This is a genomic window from Metabacillus niabensis (assembly GCF_020524345.1).
In the GTDB taxonomy this organism is placed as follows: domain Bacteria; phylum Bacillota; class Bacilli; order Bacillales; family Bacillaceae; genus Metabacillus; species Metabacillus niabensis_B.
This window is the reverse complement of record NZ_JAIVLH010000021.1, coordinates 15,645-33,344: the sequence shown is the minus strand read 5'-3', so window position 1 is coordinate 33,344 and position 17,700 is coordinate 15,645. Positions and strand designations below refer to the sequence as shown.

The 17,700-nt window shown below is 36.0% G+C and carries 14 protein-coding genes and 1 other annotated feature; all 14 genes read right to left on the bottom strand.

All coding sequences use genetic code 11. The annotated features are described in order from the left end of the window. Nucleotides 1–145: 145 nt before the first annotated feature. The gene (locus tag LC095_RS20445; RefSeq protein ID WP_226529926.1) at nucleotides 146–985 is read right to left on the bottom strand and encodes a carbohydrate ABC transporter permease; all 840 of its coding nucleotides are present in this window, start codon (nucleotides 983–985) and stop codon (nucleotides 146–148) included. Nucleotides 986–998: 13 nt separating this feature from the next. Further along, the gene (locus tag LC095_RS20440; protein WP_226529925.1) at nucleotides 999–1,949 is read right to left on the bottom strand and encodes a carbohydrate ABC transporter permease; all 951 of its coding nucleotides are present in this window, start codon (nucleotides 1,947–1,949) and stop codon (nucleotides 999–1,001) included. Between the two features lie 101 nt (nucleotides 1,950–2,050). Beyond that, entirely contained in the window at nucleotides 2,051–3,343 is a 1,293-nt protein-coding gene (locus LC095_RS20435) for an ABC transporter substrate-binding protein (protein ID WP_226529924.1), read from the bottom strand. A gap of 589 nt (nucleotides 3,344–3,932) precedes the next feature. Next, entirely contained in the window at nucleotides 3,933–5,177 is a 1,245-nt protein-coding gene (gene tyrS, locus LC095_RS20430; protein WP_226529923.1) for a tyrosine--tRNA ligase, read from the bottom strand. A gap of 43 nt (nucleotides 5,178–5,220) precedes the next feature. After that, nucleotides 5,221–5,443, bottom strand: a binding site (T-box leader). Between the two features lie 4 nt (nucleotides 5,444–5,447). Beyond that, entirely contained in the window at nucleotides 5,448–5,960 is a 513-nt protein-coding gene (locus tag LC095_RS20425; protein ID WP_226529989.1) for a MarR family transcriptional regulator, read from the bottom strand. Nucleotides 5,961–6,081: 121 nt separating this feature from the next. Beyond that, nucleotides 6,082–7,173 (bottom strand): Gfo/Idh/MocA family protein, encoded by a 1,092-nt coding sequence (locus LC095_RS20420; protein ID WP_226529922.1) that lies wholly within the window; start codon nucleotides 7,171–7,173, stop codon nucleotides 6,082–6,084. Between the two features lie 16 nt (nucleotides 7,174–7,189). Beyond that, nucleotides 7,190–8,353, bottom strand: coding sequence for a Gfo/Idh/MocA family protein (locus LC095_RS20415; RefSeq protein ID WP_226529921.1), 1,164 nt, complete (start codon nucleotides 8,351–8,353; stop codon nucleotides 7,190–7,192). A gap of 20 nt (nucleotides 8,354–8,373) precedes the next feature. Further along, nucleotides 8,374–9,132, bottom strand: a complete 759-nt coding sequence (locus LC095_RS20410) for a sugar phosphate isomerase/epimerase family protein (protein WP_226529920.1) — start codon at nucleotides 9,130–9,132, stop codon at nucleotides 8,374–8,376. Nucleotides 9,133–9,146: 14 nt separating this feature from the next. Further along, nucleotides 9,147–10,046 carry an AraC family transcriptional regulator gene (locus LC095_RS20405; protein WP_226529919.1) on the bottom strand — a complete coding sequence of 300 codons (900 nt, stop codon included), beginning with the start codon at nucleotides 10,044–10,046 and terminating at the stop codon, nucleotides 9,147–9,149. Between the two features lie 476 nt (nucleotides 10,047–10,522). Next, nucleotides 10,523–10,945: a DUF5392 family protein gene (locus LC095_RS20400; protein WP_226529988.1), complete on the bottom strand. Its 423-nt coding sequence runs from the start codon at nucleotides 10,943–10,945 to the stop codon at nucleotides 10,523–10,525. A 281-nt stretch (nucleotides 10,946–11,226) separates the two neighbouring features. Beyond that, nucleotides 11,227–12,252: a LacI family DNA-binding transcriptional regulator gene (locus LC095_RS20395; RefSeq protein ID WP_226529918.1), complete on the bottom strand. Its 1,026-nt coding sequence runs from the start codon at nucleotides 12,250–12,252 to the stop codon at nucleotides 11,227–11,229. A gap of 100 nt (nucleotides 12,253–12,352) precedes the next feature. After that, entirely contained in the window at nucleotides 12,353–13,246 is an 894-nt protein-coding gene (locus tag LC095_RS20390) for a family 43 glycosylhydrolase (protein WP_226529917.1), read from the bottom strand. 56 nt (nucleotides 13,247–13,302) lie between these two features. Continuing rightward, a complete protein-coding gene (locus LC095_RS20385; RefSeq protein WP_226529916.1) occupies nucleotides 13,303–16,362 on the bottom strand; it encodes a glycoside hydrolase family 2 TIM barrel-domain containing protein in 3,060 nt (1,019 codons plus the stop codon). Between the two features lie 416 nt (nucleotides 16,363–16,778). Next, complete coding sequence (locus LC095_RS20380) at nucleotides 16,779–17,558, bottom strand: SDR family oxidoreductase (RefSeq protein WP_226529915.1); 780 nt, start codon at nucleotides 17,556–17,558, stop codon at nucleotides 16,779–16,781. Nucleotides 17,559–17,700: the final 142 nt, after the last annotated feature.

Sequence of the window (17,700 nt, the reverse complement as noted above, 5' to 3'; positions counted from 1 at the left end):
AGCTTCCACCTCCCTGATTGTTTACCATTTAAAATGTTAGCGTATTATTCTATTACTTTTTTCACAACAACATAAAGCAAACTAGTACTACCCCCTTATTAAATAGAAAAAAGAAAGAGGAAAAGAGCTGAAGACTCTTTTCCTATTATTTGACTGATCCCTCGGTTAAACCGGCGATAAATTGCTTACTAAACATTAAGAACACGATCAAAATTGGAAGCGTCGCCATAAATGTTCCGGCTAAAATCATCGCATAGTCTTGATAATAAGCACCGTTTAATGTTCGTAAGGCAATTTGAATCGTATGAACACTTCGATCTTTTAATACAACTAACGGCCATAAAAAATCGTTCCACACATTCATAAATGTGATTAAACCTAATGTAGCAATTGCTGGTCGAACAGATGGAAGGACAACAGCGTAATATAGCTTGAAATTTGAACAACCATCAATTCTACCAGCATCTAAAAGCTCATTTGGAATCGTCGCCCCTATATACTGCCTCATCCAAAATACACCAAACGCATTAACCACTGCAGGAACAATTACAGCATTTAGACTATCAATCCAGCCTAACTTTGCCATAATCATATAGGAAGGAATAATTCCTAATTGTGCAGGAACCATCATCGTGGCAATGATAAATACAAATAGCCAATTTTTCCCTTTAAACTCCAACTTTGCAAATGCAAATCCTGCTAATGAACAGAAGAATAAAACTGCCACTGTAATAACAGTAGATGTGATAACAGAGTTCATGATAGCCTTAAAGAAATCAATATTTATAAACACATTCTGAGCGTTCTGAAAGAAATTAGCACCTGGTAAAAATGCGGGCGGGAATTTATTAATTGCCGACGTATGATTTGATCCTATGACAAACATCCAATAAAAAGGAAAGATTGATAAAAATGATATGGCGATTAACATAAGATAAGTTAAGATTTTACCAGGACTATACCATTTAACTCCTACTTCATTCATTCGATTCACATCCTTAATCTGCAGATTTAATACGGTTTGTAACAAATAGATTTACTATAGAGAACAGGACAATAATTAAGAACAGAACCCATGCAATTGCTGATGAGTAACCAAATGAACTACGTACAAATGCTTCTTCATATAAATAAAGGGTCATGGTTAATCCTTGGTCTAATGCTCCTCCACCTGCTCCTGCAAACATTAATGGTTCTGCAAAGATTTGCATACCTCCAATTGTTGATAAAATAACCGTAAAAATCACCATCGGACGGATCATCGGAATGGTTATATAGAAGAACTGTTGCATTTTATTTGCTCCATCAATTGTTGCTGCCTCGTATAAATCTTTAGGAATACTTTGAAGAGCTGATAGATAGATAATGGTGTTATACCCCGTCCATCTCCACATGACCATTGTCGCAATGGCGACATGTGTACCAAAGTATGAACCAGTCCAATTGATTGGCTCAATCCCGAGAAAAGAGAGCATGTAATTTAACACACCATATGTTTCACCAAAAATAGCTCCAAATATGATAGCAACAGCCACAACAGAGGTTATATTTGGTAAGAAAACAGCCAATCGAAAGAATTCTTTTCCTTTAAGGAACGCAGAGTTTAAAACAAATGCAAGAATTAATGCTATAAACAATTGAGGTAAAGTTGAGATAACCCATATACTGAACGTGTTTCCTAACGCCTTCCAAAAAAGAGGATCTGTAAAAAGGAGTTGATAATTTTTAAATCCAATAAACTCCTTCGCACCTAATATGTTCCACTTGTGAAACGAGATATAAGCTGTAAAGATTATTGGAAATAAGCCAAAGATACCAAAGATGATAAAAAATGGAGAAATATATAAATAGCCAGAGATATGATCTTTAGTTGATTGTTTCAGTGTTTTCCTCGTTTTTGGTAATGCAGTTATTGCTCCTTTTTTGTTTACTTCTAAATTTGAGTCCACGCAGTTTCCCCCTTTATGAACATAGTAAAGGTGAGAGACTGATTGTTTATCAGTCTCCCAATTTAGGTTAGCCAATTACTAAAACGCTTACAAAAATTAGATTATCGTGCTAACTCACGCTCAAGCTGTTCCATTGCTTTATCCCAACTAGTATCAGGTTTATCCTGTCCATCCTTCACACGAGTGATAGCATCACCAATAATGGTCTCAATTTGAATCGACTCAGGCCCCTCAACAATTGGTTTAACTTGTTGTGCAGCCTCTGCGTAAATTTTACCTACTGGTGCGTTGTTGAAGTATTCACTAGTAAAATTTTGAATTTCTTCAGAATCATAGATTCCTGGTGTAGAAGGGAAGTTCCCAGCTTCTTTAAATGTCACTAACTGCTGTTCTGGTGATAGTAACCATTTAATTAATTTGTAAGCTTCTTCTGCATTTTTTGATTGCTTCGGAATCGTTAAGAAAGAACCACCCCAGTTACCCGAACCTTCAGGAAGTAATGTCATATCCCATTTTCCAGAAGCCTCTGGAGCTGTTGCTTTCATCGATGTCATCATCCATGCAGGAGCAAGAATGGTTGCGTAATCTCCGTTGTTCATCCCAGTACCCCATTCAGTAGAAAACTGATCAAATTTAGTAGCTAATTCTTTATCAATAATTAGTGAAGCAAAGTCATATGCCTTTTTAATATGTGGGTTATCTTGAACAATAACATTTCCATCTTTATCATAGTATTTCTCGTCTCCTTGACCTTCCATTACAGTGTAAGCACCATTTGGAGAATCAATGAACGCCTTACCTGTTTTAGCTTTTAATTGCTCACCTATCTTAATAAAGTCATCCCATGTTTTCACAAGATTTGCTACTTCTTCACGATCTGTTGGTAAGCCAGCCTCTTCAAAAAGATCAATACGATAAGCCATTGCTTGTGGACCAATATCAGTTGGTAACCCTAATAAAGAACTTCCATCAGGTGTTAAAGCCTGCTGCCATTTCCAATCCAGGTAATCATCTTTTACTTCATCTGCACCTAAATCCAGAAGATTATGGAAGTGCTCTGGAGTAGCTTTCATTTTATCGATACCTTTTACCTCAATAGCAGAAATATCTGGTGCACCACTTCCAGCTGCTAATGCAGTTGTTAAGTTACTATGTACATCCGCAAACTCAGCTGTTTGTATTTCAACCTCAATATTATTTTCTTCTGCGTATTGCTTAATCTGATTTTCAATCCCCATGTTTGGCCATAACCAAATTGTCAGTTTTGTTTTACCACCGCTTCCACCCTGCTCTTCGTTGGAAGCGCCGTTACTACTACATGCTGTAACACCTAGTAAAATAAGTAAACTTAAAAATACCAAAACGAACTTTTTCATCCCCTGCTTTTTAAACATGTAACATCCCCCTATCCTCATTTGTTTAACCAATAAACTTACTGGTTGGTATCATTATATTCTGGTAAATTGACGTTGTAAATAATTAATGAAAGGGCTTTCATTAACATATTTCGACAATTATCTGCGTTTTCACCATTCAATTCTTTCAAAATACTTGCATGATATAAGGGTTTGTATGCATTTTCTCTTAAGTGAAAATTACGTAGATTTACATAACTTTTTGACGAAATTTTACGATGAATACTTTGTCAGGGACATGCAATTTTGGTATAAAAATAAACTTTTCCTTGAAGAGTTTTGGGAAATATTCAGACTTGAAATCTAAATGATTCTATTCCTCAGGCAGCCACAATAACTCACTTATTGCACAATTTCTCAATATGTTTATTTCCTAATTATCTAATAGTTCGAGTTGACCTCTTCAAATCCATAATACAAAAAGGTGCCACCACTACACATGTGATGACACCGACAACTGCTCTTATATACCTAATATCTTTCTTAACACTTTCAATCCTCTGACGGTTCATTTATTTTAATCTTAATAAAGCCATTTCTAACTTAGCACTGAACTCTGGAAAGTCCATTACATCAAAAACTTTAGCTTAATAAATTTACGTTTACCGACTTGAACGATTAATCCGTCTTTAACCGTTACAGATAATGTTGAATCCTCCACTTTATTCCCATCCAGCTTAACGCCCCTATTATTGATCATTCTTCGTGCTTCACTTTTAGAATTCAACAGCTTTAATTCAACAAGTAAATCTATGATTGATACTTCCTGATTACCTTCCCAAATGACAACCGGTATATCTTCTGGCATTGCTCCTTTTTGAAATACAGACACAAATTGGGTTTCTGCATTTTCTGCCGCGTCATTTCCGTGGTACATTCGGACAATGGTTTTAGCAAGCAGCATTTTTGCGTCTCTTGGATGGAGAATGCCATCTTGCAGCTCTGCTTTCATTGTTAAAATTTGATTCGGTGTAAAATCGGTTACTAGCTCAAAGTATTTCATCATTAGTTCATCTGGAATTGACATAGCTTTTCCATACATTTCTTGTGGACTTTCATCAATCCCGATGTAATTTTTCTTAGATTTGGACATTTTCTCAACACCATCAAGCCCCTCTAACAAAGGCATAAGCATGGCCACTTGCTTTTCTTTCCCAAACTTTTCTTGGAAATGTCTTCCCATTAAAATATTAAAATGCTGATCTGTTCCACCTAATTCGATGTCATTTTCTAAAACGACCGAATCATATCCTTGCATTAAAGGGTAAAAGAACTCGTGCAGTGATATCGGCTTGTTAAAAGCCATTCGCTCTTCAAAATCATCTCTTTCCAAAAGTCTTGCTACCGTTATCTTTCCAGCTAATTGAATAACATCTTCGAAATTCAAATTAGACAACCACTTGGAATTGTAGTGCAATTCCACCTTTCCCATATCGATAACCTTTGCAAATTGCTCAAAATATGTTTTGGCATTATGCTTTACTTCTTCGTCTGTTAACTGCTTTCTAGCAATAGATTTACCTGTTGGGTCACCAATTTTCCCTGTAAAATCACCGATAATGAGCTGAATAATATGTCCATTTTCTTGGAATTGTCTCATTTTATTTAAAACCACCGTATGACCAAGGTGAACATCAGGGGCTGATGGATCTAAGCCTAATTTAATTTTTAAGGGTCGATTTTCAACAATTGACATAGCTATTTTGGCTTCTAATTCTTCAGTGGGGATAATTTCCTGTACACCCTGACTGTATATTTCAAATTGCCTTTTCACTTCTAATGATTGTTCTTTCGTTAACTTCAATTCACTCATTATGACTCCTCCTATTTTTGAATACTAAAAAACCACATCCCAAAAAAGGGACGTGGTTTGACTTTTTCACGCGGTACCACCCTTGTTGAAGAATCATATTCTTCCGCTTAATCGTTAACGGTTCAACCGTTCTTTGCTGCAATTTGCACCAACAAAGAAAGCTCAAGGAATGTAATTCGTGTTATCTATGTATCGATTCACACCTACCATCGACTCTCTGTAAACAGTGAGATAACGACTACTTCTTTTCCTATCTTCGCTTGTACTTTATTAAAATTTATTTTCCCTAACAACTCTTCTTAGTAAATTTGCCATTGATACTTGTTCTGTCACACTTAAACAGGAAACAATGTCAACTTCCCCTGTATGAAAACGTGGATACAACTCTTCTATCACTTTCCTCCCTTTATCCGTTAACAAAACAAAGGTATTTCTTCTGTCTTTGTCATCAACTTTTCGATAACATAGTTCTTTTCTCTCTAGTGTGTTTGTGATGTTACTTATTGTTGCTTTTGTAACCCCTGCTGATTCAGCAAGTTTTTTCGTTTCGAGAGACTCCCATATCCATAGATCATAAAGTATTGAAAATGAAGTCCATGAAAGACCATATTCTGACAGTATTTCCTGTTCCATTTTATTTTTCAAACCTTGTGCTACTCTATAGATATTTGTGACAACCGCAATAGCTTCCAAATTAAGAGAATCTATTGGTAACTTTGTTAAAGAGCTGATTGTATCAACCTCATCTTGTAATAATTCTCCATCTTTATTATAAATATGAATATAAACTCCTGCTTTCTTATTTTAATCGTTAGCTATGAAACGATTTTAACGAAAAATAATCATTTATGCAAGACCAAATAAAAAAAGATCCCCCGTACTAGTTGTATAGGGGATCTACCGCTTATTTAACTTGTGCTTTATGTTCCGATACAACAACGGCCTGCTCTTGTGCACGCAGGCACAATTCAGCAGCTTTAAAGGCATGGGCCTGTGTCATCGCTGATTCTGTTCTGTTCAAACAATCCAGAATTAATTGCCCAAAGAACGGATATCCAACTTTACCTGATACATGGAAATGTTGCTCTCCATCTTTATTAACTAGATAAACATGATTACCGTTTTGTTCTCTTGCAAGGTCTACATATTTGCGAATTTCAATTGTTCCTTCAGTTCCAATAATAAAAGTTCTTCCGTCCCCCCATGTACTTAATCCATCAGGTGTAAACCAATCTACACGGAAATAATTCGTAGCTCCATTATCTCCAACCAGTGTTGCATCTCCATAATCATCCAACTCAGGATATTCACTATTATGATAGTTGGCTATTTTACTATGCAAAACCTTTGCATCCTGACAACCGGCATAAAATAAAAATTGCTCAATCTGGTGACTGCCTATATCACATAATATTCCGCCATATTGCTCTTTCTTAAAGAACCAATCTGGCCGGCTTGCTGCATTTAATCGGTGTGGACCAAATCCTGTAACTTGTATAACACGACCGATAGCACCACTTTCAATTAATTCTCCGGCGAAAACTGCTCCTTCAACATGAAGACGCTCACTGTAATACACCATATACTTCTGTCCGGTTTGCTCGACTACTTCTTTTGCTTCTTCCAATTGTTTCATTGAAGTGAATGGTGTTTTATCTGTGAAATAATCTTTCCCGGCTTTCATCACTTGAATACCAAGATCACTGCGTTTTGAAGGAATCGCCGCTCCTGCGACAAGCTTAATATCTGGATCAGATAAAATTTCCTCTAGCGACTCAGCTGGTATTACTTCTGGAAATGCCTTAACAAACTGTGCTACTTTTTCCGAATCAGAGTCATAAACCCACTTTAATGTGGCACCTGCTTCTACTAATCCATTGCACATCCCATAAATATGACCATGATCAAGACAGGCTGCAGCAAATTGAAATTCTCCTTTTTCCACGACAGGGTTTGGTTTCCCTTTTGGTGCATAGTTCATACCATCTTTTGACATCTATGATTCTCCTCTCTTAATGTGTTCCCGACACATCTAAAGTCATTTTTGTTACGTTCTTTTTTTGGAAAGTAGATTGGTTTATTTTTTCTTGCAGCTGCTCATAAAAGAGATCAGCATCAATTGGCAATTCTACAGGCTTGTTTAACCATGAAGATAAATAGATCGCATTTGAAATCTCAAGACCTTTGATTCCGTCTTCACCAGGTGCCAATAACGGAGTGCCTTTCAAAATTGAATCAATCCAGTTTTGAATAATCCCTTGATGATCAGTGCTATTCCCCTTTATTGGGACATCAATAGTCCAGCATTCAGGACTTCCAAATCCACCTTTATATGTCGCATTAAATTCACGTTCTGATTGAGTAAGACGATAAAAGGATAGTTTATTATTTTCGACCACCATTTTTCCGCGATCACCGACAATTTCAAAACGATTTGTGCCAGGAGCTTCACCTGTTGATGTAATGAATACACCTGTTGCACCATTTTCATATTCTACGTATGCCGTAATATCATCTTCGACTTCAATATCATGGTATTTTCCATTATGGCAAAAGGCGTGCACTCGTTTTGGCATAAGCCCTGTTGTCCACTGCCACAAATCCAGCTGATGTGGAGCTTGATTTAGTAATACTCCGCCTCCCTCACCTTGCCAGGTTGCCCGCCATTCACTTGAATCATAATAACTTTGAGAGCGGTACCAATCTGTGATAATCCAATTCGTACGTTTAATCTCACCCAGTTCACCGGACTGTATAAGGCTTCGTAATTTTTGATAAATAGGATTTGTCCGTTGATTATACATGATACTATAGACTTTTCCGCTCTCTTTTGCTGCTTTGTTCATTTCTGCAACATCTTTTGTATAAACACCTGCTGGTTTTTCAATAAGCACGTGCATTCCTTTGGAGAATGCCTTGATTGCAAGGTTTGGATGATCATAATGCGGTGTTGAAATAAGAATAGCATCTATACCTGATTCATTAAAAAATGCATCTTCATCAAGATATGTTTGTACATTACCAGATGCATAGCGAGAAATCACATTGAGCTGCTCTTGGTTCGGATCACATATTGCTTTCAGGGTTGCCCCTTCAATTTTCCCATCTATTAAAAGCTTTGCGTGTGAACTACCCATATTTCCAATACCAATAATCCCTACTTTAATTAATGTCATCTCTTACACCTCAGATTCTCTTAAATTATTTTTCTAGCAAATTTCTGTAAGTTTCTTAAGCTGATATCCAAGCTTTCTAATGGTGGACGTTCACATATGTCCTGCTCAACTGCATACCATTCAATTCCATTCGCTTTACCCCATTGCAAAATAGGGATAAAATCAATTACACCTGTTCCTACTTCTGCAAAGGTTTGACGTACATCATTTGTCATATCTTTCAAATGGATAATTGGCATACGATTTGCATAAGGAGTCAGATATTCCAATGGATCCTTACCAGCCTTTTTTACCCAATACACATCAATTTCTGCAAGGATATGGTTATCATTTTCGGGATTAAGCAGGTAATGAAGTCCATCCTGTCCCTCAATTTCAATATCAAATTCAAATGCATGATTATGATAGGAAATGCGTTGTTCAGGTGCTTCCTTTGCAATGTGATTTAATCGTCTCTTTACTTCCTTAAATCCTTCTGCATGATGTAACTCTTTTGGAATAGATGGAAGGATAATATCTTTTGTTTCATATAGTTCCGCTTCTTTTATTACACCATCGAGATCATTTGTTAGACGATCTAATGAAATATGCATTCCTGCCGCTTGCAAGTCATTTTCTTTTAAAGCAAAGGCTACTTCTTGTTGATCGTAATTCTTTGGCAAAGCAGAAATTTGCACACCTTCCCAGCCCATCTCCTTAAGGATTTTAAATAACGGATAGATGCCTTCTTTTAACTCTTCACGTAGTGTATATAATTGTGCTGCAAATTTATAAGCCATATCTTACCACTTCCTTACTGATGATTTAATCGCAATTTCCGGTATTCCTTTGCAGTTACACCCACTTTTTCGCGAAAATAACGACTAAAATGGGTAGGGCTCTCAAAACCGGATTCATATCCAACATCCTTCATCGGTTTAAGCGGTTCCATTTCAAGTAAATACTTTGCTTGTGTAAGCCTGCATTCCATCACAAATTCCATCACCGTATAGCCTGTCATCATTTTAAATACTTTAGAGACATAGGATCTGCTTAAATTTAAATTATCTGCAACACTCTGTAAGGTCACCCTTCCCATATAGTGCTGTTGAAGATAGAGTGCAATGTTTTCGGCATGCAGGGTTTTATCTTCTTTTTGATCAGGAATTTCAATCGAATTCATTTGTCCGAGCCTATGTACAATGTTTAACGCATGTAGTAATAGTATTTTCATCTCAGTCTCATCTTGTAGGGTAGGTTTTTTAGCTGTTTTCTTTAATGCAGCCAGACGGCCAAAAACCCTCTCTAATTCCTTCGATTCCTCATTTTCATTCGTCCGGATTAAACAATTATGCAGTGTTTGAAAGGTATCCAGTAAATACATACTGCCCATTTCCCTAAGAAGACCTTTAATCCAAACAGGTGAAAACTGAATCACACTCCGAACATATTCTCTTGTTGGATTAACATGTGGTTTATGTAATGTTAATCCATCCATGACAATAATGTCACCAGGCTCCAAATCATAAATTTGGTTATGAATTAAATATCTGCATTCTCCACCATGAAAAAAATAGATTTCATAATCCTGATGAGAATGATAAGAAAAGCAGTACTCCCCATTCCATTTTTGTCGATAGCTTGCTGACAGCATCTCATTCAAAACCTCCAATGGAACTAACCTTATTATAGTGAAATCATTCGGTTCAATCATCGTCTCATATTATCTAGTTTTCTTCTAAAATTATCTGAGAGTCTTTTGGTACTATTTATTAGTTAAACGCTTTCAACAGAAACCCTTCAAATAAAAATAAAAATAAAAATTTTCCCTCTTCTCATTTTTTTAACACGTTTACACTATTTACTTTCCAGCACGTATGAATATCCATATTTTTCTACTTGTTAGGAAACGTTTTCCAATGTTATTAATGTCAATTATAGGATAATCTATTGCAGAGAAAGAGGGCTTGACAATGAAGGTTGGTGATGTGGTTTTTTATGAAACAAAACTTTACAGAATCGTCCACATTTACGATAGTGGATATTGCGAAATTAAGAAAGAGGATAGTATTTATGAAGTTATGTTGGTTAAGATGTCAGAGCTGAGCGTTACTAGTATTTGAATCAACTACTAAAAGAGAGACGGTCAAAAACATCTGTCCCTTAATAAGAACTGATGCTTAGTTTGATTTACAAACCGATTTGTCGATTTTCCTCTTCCAAAAATTGCTGAAATGTATTTAATGTTCGAGTAGGATGAGTACTAAGTAGTTCAATATAATGACGTTGGCGATGAAGATCTAGTACTCTGCTTTTTTCTACTCTTTCCTTCATATATGCAATGCTAACTTTATGAATTTCCTTTGCGGAATATCTGACTTCTTTTTGAAAAGCAAATCCTAGTGCCCCTACGATCGCAAATATAAGTGTAGAAATGAACATTTCTTGGCTCCAAGGGGTGAAAAAAACCAAGCTAAGTAAATTCAAAATCGAGATTGGGATTATGAGAATAGCTAAAAACGAATATTTTCTCATTTTCTTCATAATAGGCAGTGTTAATTTTTGAATTTCTTCTATTTCTCTTTCTACGTATTGGGGTATGTTTGTAAACATCTTCAACTGTATTCCTCCCTTTGAAAATAAAATTGGCCTATACGTTTGGTATAGGCCGGTTTTCATGTATACAAATAGACCTATACCAAGTTGGTAAGGTCTCGCTAACAACATTTTTGTTGCCAACAAAGCCGAGAGTTTTGTTCTCCGTAATGACGACTTTGCTGTAAAAGCTACTCCCCTTAAAAAGGATGTATTGAATAGTTAAACTATTGAACTATATATTTAGTTTATATCATTCTTAGGTATTGGTCAACTTTCATTTCTCTAATTTAGCTCAATTACAATTCTTTCGATGACTCTCGAATGATGAGCTGAGTATTGATAATTTTTCCTTTTCCATTCCCTTTTCCATTTATAATACTATCAATCGTTCTCATCACTTCATTTACTAGTACCTCATAATTATGATTAACTGTTGTTAAGCTGGGATGTACGATGTCTGATGGGTAAATATCGTCAAACCCGACAAAAGAGAATGTTTCAATCGGAATTTGTTGATCTCTGCATTCCTTGAAAGCTCCGTAGATAATGAGATCATTAATACCTATGATGGCACTAGGCAATGTCTCTTTTTCTAATAGCTTTTTCATCGCTTTTCTTCCAGCATCAACGGAAAAATCTGAATAAATTTGCCATTCTTCATTAAATTCTAAGTTATATTCTTTTAATACACGCTTAAAACTCGAAAGTTTATTATCAGAAGAGGATATCCCTTTCACTCCTCCTAGGAGAGCTATTTTTTCATGTCCCAGTGAAACTAAATGCTCAACAATTGATCGAATTCCTTCTTCTTCATTTGTTCTAATATTGGCAGATTTAACGCCCTTCATTTTACCATTTATCATGATGATCGGAACTTTACTCAACACATCCTGCATCTCATGAATCTCGTCATCTGAAGGCTTCGTCTTATTAATACGCCCCCCCATGAAGACAATACAAGCTGCTCTTCTTTCCGTAAATTCACGTAGATACGTTGACTCAACTTCACTTATGCTCATTGAGTTCCTTAATAATACTGTATACCCTTTTTGAAACGCTCTTTTCTCAACTTCCATATAAATTTGCGAAAAGAAGGGGTTTGTTATATCTGGCAATATAAATCCAATTAAATTTGCTTGTGGCTTTGTTAGTCTTCTGGCTGCCTCATTAGGTGAAAAATCCAGTTCTTTCATTTTTACAAGGACCTTTTGTCTGGTACTTTCCTTTACAAGCGGATTATTCGTTAATACCCTTGAAACGGTTGTTGGTGAAACATTTGCTTCTTTTGCAATATCATAAATCGTAATATTTTTTTTATTCATTATTTTACCCCACCTTTGAAACCGATTGCATTTCAAATATAAGCCCTTTATTTTTCCTTGTCAATCAATTTCAAATTGAAGATAATGTAACGACTATAAACTAAAAATTACTTATCGTTTTATTAACATCTACAACAGGCTTATCACCTTCAAATGTTATTTTACTTATACAAGTTTCCCGCAAGAGTGTTCGATCTTTGTCAATTAATCTATGATATACCAAATACCACTCATTTTCATATTGTGTCATTGAAGCATGACCGGTTCCAAAAAACTGATCTGAAGGCTGTGTCACTCTGTTATCTTCCGGATACTCATAGGGGCCAAAAATATGCTGACTAGTTGCAAAACAAATTTGATACCTTGGATCTCGTGTATCATAATTACTCCATGTTAGCAGATACTTTCCGTTCACTTTCTGAAGATGAGGTCCTTCATTATATACACCACTATCAAATACCTTTGGATCCTTTCTACAATTTTCATAAAGCTGATCCGAGAGCAAGATTGGTTCTGTTTTGAAAGTCACCATGTCCTCCTCTAACGGCACAATCCAGCACTTTCCTTGTCCCCATAGCAGGTATGGTTGGTTATCATCATCAATAAATAGATCTGCATCAATACTTTGACAATCATATTCGTCCTTTGAAAGTAACGGTTGACCGAGAATATCAACAAACGGACCCATTGGAGAATCAGAAACAGCGACACCAATTTGTGCTTCTGCAGAAAAGTACATATAGTATTTAGCATTGTACTTCGTAATTCCTGGTGCCCATGCTTTTGTATTAGCCCATGAAACATCATTCAAATCAAGGGCTAAATGTGGACCGTCCCAATCAATCAAATTCTTACTATGAAAGACGTGAAATTTTTCATAAACCCAACCATCACTATCCTTCGTAGGATATAAATAATAATCTTCTCCATCCTTTAAAATAAATGGATCTGCCCACTCTCCCTTGATAATTGGAGCTTGCGTCATTATATCCATATTTTCCCTCCATTCTTTTAGCAATAGTAGAAAAATAGAAAGAGCCTAGGCTCTTTCTATATTCTACTTATCATAAATTCAAACTCCATATCCTTATTTGCTTGTATAAGATGTTCGCCATGTACGGGTGCCCCCCAGCTGTCATCCCCTCCAACACCCATTTGCTTACCTGCAACTGTTACCACTGTATAGTGAACATTTGGAAGCTCGTAATGATGTGCAGCATTTTCAAGTTCAAATGCAGTATATGGTGAGAAAGTACATTCTAACGGCTCTGTTGACGCTGCAATTTTTATTCCTTTTCCATTGTTGTTTGTTAATTTAGCCCAACGGACTCCTGTCCTGTTACCAGACTCCTGTGGAACAACATATCCAGTGTTGTTTATGACTTGAGATTGATATATTCCAAGTTTTGCTCCTTCAGCTCGGTCTGAATAATTCTCTTCCGGTCCCATCGCATACATTTCAACCTGGTCGTAATCTGCAGATACTTTAAAAGAAATAGCATATATCGGCATTTGTGGAAGATTTTCAGCTCCAGTATAAGCAGATTTTACTCTTACACTTCCATCAGAAAATACGATATAAGCAATTTTTACCTCAATATCAGCAGAGATAGAGAAGTTATAAGTAAATTCAACTTTGACTCTGTCTTGCTGTTGTTCAAGCTCAACGCTAATACATCTTCTTGCCATACTGGCTGTTAACCAGCATCCAGATTGAAAGCTTTGTTGATATCCTTTATCATTATCTGTTTGCGCTCTCCAGAATAAAGGTGAAGGTGGTTGTTCAATCATTTCTTTCCCAGAATATTTAATAGACGTTAAGCTACCAACCTGTTTCGAAAACATGATTGTAAAGTCCTTGCCATGAACACCAATATTTACATCTCCATTTACAACTCGTAAGCTGTCTTTTGGTAGATCAATCTTTTCATTTATCAATTTGCCTTCATGGAAAATAAATTGTCCATAAGAAATTTCATATCCAGCATCAGCCCAAAGGGTATTCTCTTTTAACTTCATTGAAGTTTGCACACAATACTCACCTGCTGCCTCTATAATACCTTCTGGTAAATCAAATTCTATTTGCAGCATACTCTGAGGTGCAACATCTACATCCATTGTCCCTCTGAAGGTTTCCTCCCCTTCCAGTAACAGCGTGTACTCTAATTTATAATCTTCTGTACCTATAAATAGATTATTATTATGAACCGTAACACCATTCCTATTTGGAACTAGTTTGATATTTTGGTATAAAAATTTCACTTCCTGCATTTTTGGAGACAGTTCTCGATTTGCATATACAATTCCATTTGTGCAGAAACCATAGTCAGTCGGACGATCACCAAAATCTCCACCATATGCTAAAAATTCTTGACCGTAACGATCTTTCTTTATTAAAGATTGATCAATATAGTCCCAGATAAAGCCTCCTTGATACATCGGATATTTCTCTTCAAGTTCAGTATACTTATACATACCGCCAAGAGAATTCCCCATAGCATGCATATACTCACAGCTTATATATGGCTTTTCAGGATCATCATTCAAATATTTCTCAATATCTGCCGGTTTTGCATACATACGACTTTCCATATCACTTGTCTCATTATATGCCCGATTATGAAAAACTCCTTCATAGTGGACAAGACGACTTGGATCAACAGACTTAAAGTATTTTGAAACATTTAAAATAACTTCTCCGGCATATGATTCATTCCCACATGACCAAATGAGAATGGAGGGATGATTTTTATCTCTTTCATACATAGAGATGGCTCTGTCCATCACAATGTCCTGCCACTCTGGGTTATTTCCCGGGATATTCCATGAAGGTTCAACAGCACCCATTTTTTGCCATGACCCATGTGTTTCAAGATTCATTTCATCGATTACATAGACACCATATTCATCACACAGTTCGTACCAATAGCTTTGATTTGGATAATGAGATGTACGCACTGCGTTAATATTATGTTGTTTTAATGTCTTTATATCCCATAACATATCTTCCTTTGTGATGGTGCGGCCACTTCGGCAGTTAAACTCATGCCGATTCACACCTTTGAACACAATACGCTCACCATTGATGCACATGATCTTATCTACTAACTCAAATCTTCTAAAGCCTATCTTTTGAGGAATAACCTCTACGAGTGCACCAGACTCATTATAGATTTCTATAATTAATCTATATAAATATGGATTCTCAGCATTCCATAAATGTGGTGTATCGAGCTCAATCAGAAAGGATGGATTCATACCACTTGTTTGACAGTTTGTTGAAGCCACAACATTCTTTTCTTTATCACACAATTTCGCTATAATTGTTGCCCCTTCAGGTACTGAAGATAAAAACGTAATATCAGCTTGAACTGTTCCTTTTGTAAAAGAAGAATCCAGTTCTGCACGAACATGTATATCATAAACATGGATCTCAGGAACAGTATAAAGATATACATCCCGGAAAATACCAGAAAATCTCCAGAAATCCTGATCCTCAAGCCAGCTTCCAGTACTTCGTTGATAAACCTCAACAGCTAGTTTATTCTCCCCCTCCACCAAATAAGGTGTAAGATCAAACTCAGAAGGAGTAAATGAGTCTTCACTGTAACCTACGAATTCACCATTTAGCCAAACATAAAATGCTGATTCTACACCCTGAAAAGAAATATATACCGGTCTATTTTGCATATTTTCCGGAACATGAAAGTACTTTACATAGCTTCCAACCGGATTATGATCCTGAGGAATTTCAGGTGGACGGATATCATTGTGTCCGTCCCATGGATACATCGTATTCACGTATTGGGGCTGTCCATATCCTTGTAATTGAATATGTCCTGGTACTTGAATATCATCCCACCCTATACAATCGAAATCCTGATGATAAAAATGTTGAGGTCTCATTTTGGGATTTAAAGAATAATGGAATTTCCAGCTTCCGTTTAAGTCATGTCTTAATTTCATTGCAGCAGAAGCTTGAGCCTCCTGTTTTGTTTCATAATAGAGGTGATCTGAATGTGCTGGTAATCTATTTACTGCAAACACATCAAGGTCTGTAAGCCAGCTAATACTAGGATTTATTTTTTTGTTCATACTTGTTGTTGCCATGGATATCTCCACACTCCTTTTTAAGACACTGCTATTTACGATTAAAATTTGTTTTTAGTCATTCACAAGTACTATGAGAATAATAGGCTTATATATATGAAACCGGTGCCATTCTCTTTTAAATTTTTTTATTAACTAACAATAACTATTACCTACTAAATCCAAAGCTGAAGTATCTCGGGAAAAACAAAATGAAACTGGTTTCATTTTTCAGTTTAAATGAAAGCACTTTCATACTATACTCACATTTTACCTTTCCTTAAAGATATGTGTCAATTCTTTTATTCCGACCTTCTGATATTTCTGCTAAGTTCTTAAAATTAATTTGTGATGTTTTAAGTTTTCCCTATATAAAATTGAAACTAATGAAGGTTCTCATTAGTTTCAATTTTAACTCAATTATATTTTTCTTTCATTTATAACAATGACTCTGCACCATCAATAAAAATTTTCGTGCCTGTTATATGGTTTGAAGCATCAGAGAATAAAAAATGAACCAAATCTGCTACTTGTTCAGGTTCACCGGCCTTATGCTCCAATGGTTGACCACCTTCTGGATATTCAATCGGAATTTTTATCTTTTCTAAGTTTTCTTTTTCAGGAAATGTATTTTGTCCGATATTGGTTTCGATTGCTCCAGGGCAAATGATATTTACTCGAATATGGTATCTGGCAAGTTCTAATGCGGCCATTTTACCAAATGCCACCTGAGCAGCTTTTGAAGAGCTATACGCTGACATGCCAAACCCTTTAAAGGTGCGATTTCCGTTAATAGAACTTGTTATAACCACACTCCCTCCATTTACTTTTAAATGAGGGATTGAGTACTTTACAGTTAAAAAAGTACTTTTTAAGTTAGTTGATATCGTTTGATCCCATTCCTCCGGGGATAGATCTTCAATCGGTGCAACTGTTCCATTAATACCTGCGTTTGCAAAGACAAAATCTAATCGATTCCATTTTTCATAAATCTCTTTTACACTTTGTTCAACTCTTTTGGGATCTGATACATCAGTATCAGTTATCATTGCTTCCCCGCCTTGTGATTCAATATCCTGTTTTACTTGTTTAAGCTTTTCCTCTTTTAAATCTACAAGACCAATTTTCACTCCTTCTTTTGCAAGACGTAAAGCCGCAGCACGGCCGATACCCGATCCTGCCCCAGTAATGAGAGCAACCTTGTTTTGAAGTGACATATTATATCTCCTTCCATTCTTACATTTTTAACATTAATTTACCCATTTTTTGTATTAAGTATGTAAGAATAGGAAAAAATATAAATTTTTACGATAGCCCTTCCTTAACAAGGCATAAGTGAAATACCGTGATATAAGGATT